Source organism: Streptomyces sp. MnatMP-M17 (assembly GCF_900091995.1).
GTDB lineage: Bacteria > Actinomycetota > Actinomycetes > Streptomycetales > Streptomycetaceae > Streptomyces.
Map to the genome: position 1 here is coordinate 1 of NZ_FMDK01000787.1, position 5,668 is coordinate 5,668.

Here is a 5,668-nt window from a genome sequence, read left to right on the forward strand (position 1 = left end):
TGCCGGCGGCCGAGCCGCATGCGGACATCGCGGCGGTGGTCTCCCGTGGCGGCCGTCCCGATCTGGCGGCGGGCCGGCTCGCGGAGGTGCGGGCACCCACACTGCTCATCGTCGGCGGCACGGACACCGAGGTACTGCGGCTCAACCGGCAGGCGGCAGGACGGCTGCGCTGCGAACACCAGGTCGCCGTCGTGCCGGGAGCGACCCATCTCTTCGAGGAGCCCGGCGCCCTGGAAGCGGTGGCCCATCTGGCCACGGAGTGGTTCACCCAGCACATGACACCGCACGGAGCGGCGGCGATGTCCGGGCCCGGCCGGACGCACTGAAGACGAAGGCGTGGCACCGTGCGGCGGAGGAGGTTACGCGCCGGTCGAGACCAGTTCGTCCGCCGCGCCGTTGACCGGCCGAGGAGTGCCGGTGAGGTCCATGACGAAGAGCGGAATGCCCAGATCGTCGGCGCGGGCGAGCGCGTCGTCCGCGTAGCCGGCGAGGGAGAAGAAGACGCCCAGCGCCGAGGCGCCCAGGCCGTTGAGCCAGAGGCACTCGACGGAGCGCACATTGGCGGGCCGGGTGGTCGGCTCCACCTGGGCGACCACTTCCGGGCCGCACAGGTCGATCAGATACGGCGCGCCCTCCGTTCCCTCTCCGGCCCGGACGACGCCCTCGAAGCCCAGCCAGCGCAGATAGAGCGCCGCCGCGGTGACCGCGTCATGCGCGGTACGGATCGTCAGCGGACGGAACGACGGGCGCGGTGACGCCGCGGTCCGCGGCAGCGGGATATACGCGGGCGGTCCCGCGGGATGCGGTCCTGGGGGGTGTGGTCCTGCGGAAGCCGGCCCGGCCGCCGGCCCGGCTTCAGGGACCGACGGCTCCGCCGGCCTCGCCAGAGCCGTACCCGTACCCGTACCGCCGTCCTCCCGTACCGGAATCCGCAGCACCGTCCCGCACGGACAGCCCAGCTCAGGCCGTGGCCACTGGTCCTCGCGTCCGCACGCCGTACAGCGGACGGCCACCCACTCCTCCGCCCAGCTGCGGTACGTGACCGGCTGCACCGGTACGCCGCCGACCGGCGCGGGCGCCACCGGAGCTCCGCACGCGCAGGGATAGACCGACACCTCGAAGGCATGCCGGCCGCCGCAGGACGGACAGCTCACCCACACGCTCTCTGCCACCACGCGCCCCTCTCCGGCCCTCCGGCCCCGCAGTCCTCTCCGGCCGTCGGCCCTCTCCCGCCGCGATCCGTCGCGCTCGGTGTCCCATCGTCCACCAAGAGCGAGGCCCAGGCGAGGCTCTTCGGTCATCTCGGCCATCCCTTGACGCGGTACGGAGTCCACCTTAGATTGATTCCATATAGCAGAACTAAACTTCCGCATTACGGAATCGACTCTCAGGTGGCGCGACAGAGCCCGAATCCGCCGGCCGAAGCAGGAGTACTCCATGCCTCGAATGACCGCTGCCCGAGCGGCAGTTGAGATCCTCAAGCGCGAGGGCGTGACAAACGCGTTCGGTGTGCCGGGCGCCGCGATCAATCCCTTCTACGCGGCCCTGAAGGCATCCGGCGGGATCCAGCACACGCTCGCCCGCCATGTCGAGGGCGCCTCGCACATGGCCGAGGGCTACACCCGTACCCACCCCGGCAATATCGGCGTCTGCGTCGGTACGTCGGGGCCCGCCGGCACGGACATGATCACCGGCCTCTACTCCGCGACCGGTGACTCGATCCCGATCCTGTGCATCACCGGCCAGGCACCGACCGCGGTGATCCACAAGGAGGACTTCCAGGCCGTCGACATCGCCTCCATCGCCCGGCCCGTCACCAAGGCCGCGACGACGGTCCTGGAGGCCGCGCAGGTTCCCGGCGTCCTCCAGCAGGCCTTCCATCTGATGCGCTCGGGCCGGCCCGGTCCGGTCCTGGTGGATCTGCCGCTCGATGTCCAGCTCACCGAGATCGAGTTCGACCCGGAGACCTATGAGCCGCTGCCGGTCTACCGGCCGGCCGCGAGCCGCGCGCAGATCGAGAAGGCCGTACGGCTGCTCAACGCGTCCGAGCGCCCGCTGATCGTCGCGGGCGGCGGCATCATCAACGCCGACGCCGCCGAACTGCTGGTCGAGTTCGCCGAGCTGACCGGTACTCCGGTCATTCCCACGCTGATGGGCTGGGGCGCCATCGCGGACGACCATGAGCTGAACGCCGGCATGGTCGGCCTCCAGACCTCGCACCGCTACGGCAACGCGACCTTCCTGGAGTCGGACTTCGTCCTCGGTATCGGCAACCGCTGGGCCAACCGCCACACCGGAAAGCTCGATGTCTACCGGCAGGGACGGACCTTCGTCCATGTCGACATCGAGCCCACCCAGATCGGCAAGATCTTCCCGCCGGACTACGGGATCGCCTCCGACGCCAAGGTCGCCCTGGAGCTCTTCGTGGAGATCGCGAAGGAGCTGAAGGACGCGGGCGAGCTGCCCGACCGCGCCGCGTGGGCCGCCTCCGCGCGGCAGCGCAAGGCCACGCTCCACCGCCGTACGCACTTCGACAATGTGCCGCTCAAGCCGCAGCGGGTGTACGAGGAGATGAACCGCGCCTTCGGTCCCGAGACCCGGTATGTCACCACCATCGGACTCTCGCAGATCGCCGGCGCGCAGATGCTGCATGTCTACCGGCCGCGCCACTGGATCAACTGCGGCCAGGCGGGCCCGCTCGGCTGGACCGTTCCCGCCGCGCTCGGAGTCGCCGTCGCCGATCCGGAGGCGTCGGTCGTCGCCCTCTCCGGCGACTACGACTTCCAGTTCATGCTGGAGGAGCTGGCGGTCGGCGCGCAGCACCGTATCCCTTATGTGCATGTGCTGGTGAACAACTCGTATCTGGGGCTGATCCGTCAGGCGCAGCGCAACTTCGACATCGACTTCCAGGTCAATCTGGAGTTCGAGAACATCAACTCGCCCGAGCTGGGCGTGTACGGCGTCGACCATGTCAAGGTCGTGGAAGGGCTCGGCTGCAAGGCGATCCGGGTCACCGAGCCCGATCAGCTGCTGCCGGCCTTCGAGGAGGCGAAGAAGCTCGCCGCCGAGTTCCGGGTGCCGGTCGTGGTCGAGGCGATCCTCGAACGCGTCACGAACATCTCGATGAGCGGCAGCGACATCGCGAGCGTGAACGAGTTCGAGGACATCGCCACGGAGCCGTGGCACGCGCCCACGGAGATCCTGCCGCTGACCTGATCCGCCGCTGTCCCCGACCGACCGAGCGGCGGCGGACGGACGCGGCCTCCGCACCGGAGAGAATCCGGTGCGGAGGCCGTCGGCTTTGTACGGGCCCGTGGAACGCGGAAGCCCGTGGAACGCGGAAGAGCGCGGAGCACGGGGGATTCCGTGCTCCGCGCTCGCCTGCGTGGTTCCGGGCGGCGCCGGCGCCTGGGCGCGACAGGACAGGTGTCAGCGCCGGCGCCGCCCGGGTTCTGAGGTCCGGCGGCGGTCCTGGTCCCAGGAGTCCTGAGGAGTTCCTGGGACTCAGACCTGGTCGCCGGAGAGGCGCTCCACGGAGCGCAGCAGTGCCGAGTGGTCCAGCCCGCCGTCGCCCTGCGCGCGCAGGGAGGCGACCAGTTGGGCGACCACGGCACCGACAGGAAGCGCGGCACCCACATTGCGGGCGGCGTCCGTGACGATGCCCATGTCCTTGTGGTGCAGATCGATCCGGAAGCCCGGCTTGAAGTCACGGTTCAGGAAGTTGTCCTTCTTACGTGTCAGCACGGTCGAGCCGGCCAGACCGCCGTTGAGGACATCGAGCGCCGCCGCGAGGTCCACACCGGACTTCTCCAGGAAGACCACGGCCTCGGCGCACGCCTGGATATTGACCGCGACGATGAGCTGATTGGCGGCCTTCACCGTCTGGCCCGAGCCGTGCGGTCCGCAGAGCACGATGGTTCTGCCGAGGGCGTCGAACAGCGGCTTGGCCTCGTCGAAGTCGGCCCGCTCACCGCCGACCATGATGGAGAGGACCGCCTCGATCGCCCCGGCCTCGCCGCCGGAGACCGGCGCGTCCAGCACCCGGATGCCCTTCTCGGCCGCGTTCTTGGCCAGATCCACCGAGGTCTGCGGGGTGATGGACGACATGTCGATGAGCAGCGCGCCGCTGCGGGCGTTCTCCAGAATGCCGTCCTCGCCATAGGCGATCGCCTCGACCTGCGGGGAGGCGGGCACCATCGTGACGATCACATCGGCGTCCCGTACCGCTTCGGCGACCGAGCCCGCGACCGTGCCGCCGGCCGCGGCCAGCCGGTCGAGCTTGGGCTGCTCCAGGGTGTAACCGGTCACCGGGTAACCGGCCTTGATCAGATTCTCGGACATGGGCGAGCCCATGATGCCGAGGCCGATCCACGCGATCTTGGGAGGATTACTCATGAGGCTGCCCTCTTTCGGCACACGTGCGTGCGTCTCGACACGCGCATGACGGTGGTCACGTGATGGTGGTCAGTTGGCGAGCCAGTCGAAGGCCTCGGCGCTCGGACGGTCGCCCGGCTTGTACTCCAGGCCGATCCAGCCGGCGTAACCGGCCTTCCGCAGCCGCCCGATGAGATCGTCCAGCGGCAGCGCTCCGGTGCCGGGAGCGCCTCGGCCCGGGTTGTCCGCGATCTGTACATGGCCGGTCTTGTCGGCATAGCGGTCGATGACCTCGTTCAGGTCCTCGCCGTTCATCGACAGGTGGTAGAGATCGAGCAGGAACGCGGCGTTGTCGAGCCCGGTGGCCTCGTTGACGCGGTCGACCACCTCGATCGCGGACTCCGCGCTCACCAGCGGATAGAGCGGCGACTCCGGCTTGTTGAGCGCCTCGATGAGCAGGATCGATCCGGCCTCGCTCGCCGCGCGGGCGGCCAGCACCAGATTGTCCAGGGCGAGGGTGTCCTGGAGGTGCGGGTCGACGCCCTCGACGCGATTGCCGTACAGCGCGTTGAGCGCCGGGCAGTCGACGGAGGCGGCGAAGGCCGCCGCGACCTCGACATTGGCGCGGAACCGCTCGGCCTCCTCACCGGGTACGGAGACCGCCCCGCGGTCGGGTCCCGGGAGCTGTCCGGCGTAGAAGTTCAGCCCCACGAGCTGGGTGCCCGCGTCGTTGAGCGCCTGCTTGAGGGCGTCCAGCTCGCTCTGCGGCGGCGTGGGGGTGTCGATCCAGGGCCACCACAGCTCCACGGCGCCGAAGCCCGCAGCCGCGGCGGCGGCGGGACGCTCCAGCAAAGGGAGCTCGGTGAAGAGGATGGACAGGTTCACATCGAAGCGCTGCTCTGCGCCGCGCCCGTTCGTGGTGAGAGGGGCCATGAGGAGTCAAGCGCTCCTTCCGTATTGCGGAAGTTATCTTCTGCTTGATGGAAAGCCTGCCTCCGGGGCTCCTGGGCTGTCAAGAGGCCACGGATGAACACACCGGAAATCCGGCAGCAGCCGGTCAGTATGGTCCTGTGATGATCGTCCGAAGAAGGAGGGATGTCTGTGGTGCGGATCGACTCGACGGCGCCGATGTCGTGCGAGGCGGTGGTCCGCCCGGCCGCGCCCGGAGACCTCGATGCCGTGGCCGCGATCTTCGCGTACTACGTCGTCCACAGCGTGGTCACCTTCGAGGAGACACCGCCGGACCCCGCCGCCTGGCGGGAGCGGCTCGACCGACTCGCCGGGCGCGGGCTGC

General features: G+C 69.5%; 5 protein-coding genes and 1 pseudogene. 3 read left to right on the forward strand and 3 right to left on the reverse strand.

What is annotated here, in order from left to right; genetic code table 11:
- A pseudogene (locus tag GA0115259_RS30555) lies at positions 1–326 on the forward strand (phosphoribosyltransferase); the annotation flags it as partial.
- Between the two features lie 33 nt (positions 327–359).
- Here the strand turns inward: GA0115259_RS30555 and GA0115259_RS30560 are convergent.
- Positions 360–1,172, reverse strand: a complete 813-nt coding sequence (locus GA0115259_RS30560; RefSeq protein ID WP_093603013.1) for a hypothetical protein — start codon at positions 1,170–1,172, stop codon at positions 360–362.
- A 265-nt stretch (positions 1,173–1,437) separates the two neighbouring features.
- Here GA0115259_RS30560 and gcl point away from each other — a divergent pair, with 265 nt between their 5' ends.
- Positions 1,438–3,216 (forward strand): glyoxylate carboligase, encoded by a 1,779-nt coding sequence (gene gcl / locus GA0115259_RS30565; RefSeq protein ID WP_093603007.1) that lies wholly within the window; start codon positions 1,438–1,440, stop codon positions 3,214–3,216.
- Positions 3,217–3,504: 288 nt separating this feature from the next.
- Here the strand turns inward: gcl and GA0115259_RS30570 are convergent, their stop codons facing one another.
- Positions 3,505–4,395, reverse strand: coding sequence for a 2-hydroxy-3-oxopropionate reductase (locus GA0115259_RS30570; protein ID WP_093603009.1), 891 nt, complete (start codon positions 4,393–4,395; stop codon positions 3,505–3,507).
- Between the two features lie 69 nt (positions 4,396–4,464).
- Positions 4,465–5,307, reverse strand: coding sequence for a TIM barrel protein (locus tag GA0115259_RS30575; protein ID WP_093603011.1), 843 nt, complete (start codon positions 5,305–5,307; stop codon positions 4,465–4,467).
- A gap of 162 nt (positions 5,308–5,469) precedes the next feature.
- On the opposite strand from GA0115259_RS30575, the gene GA0115259_RS30580 reads away from it, so the two are divergent.
- Positions 5,470–5,668 (forward strand): GNAT family N-acetyltransferase (locus GA0115259_RS30580; RefSeq protein WP_370748791.1); only part of this gene is annotated, 199 nt, incomplete at its 3' end.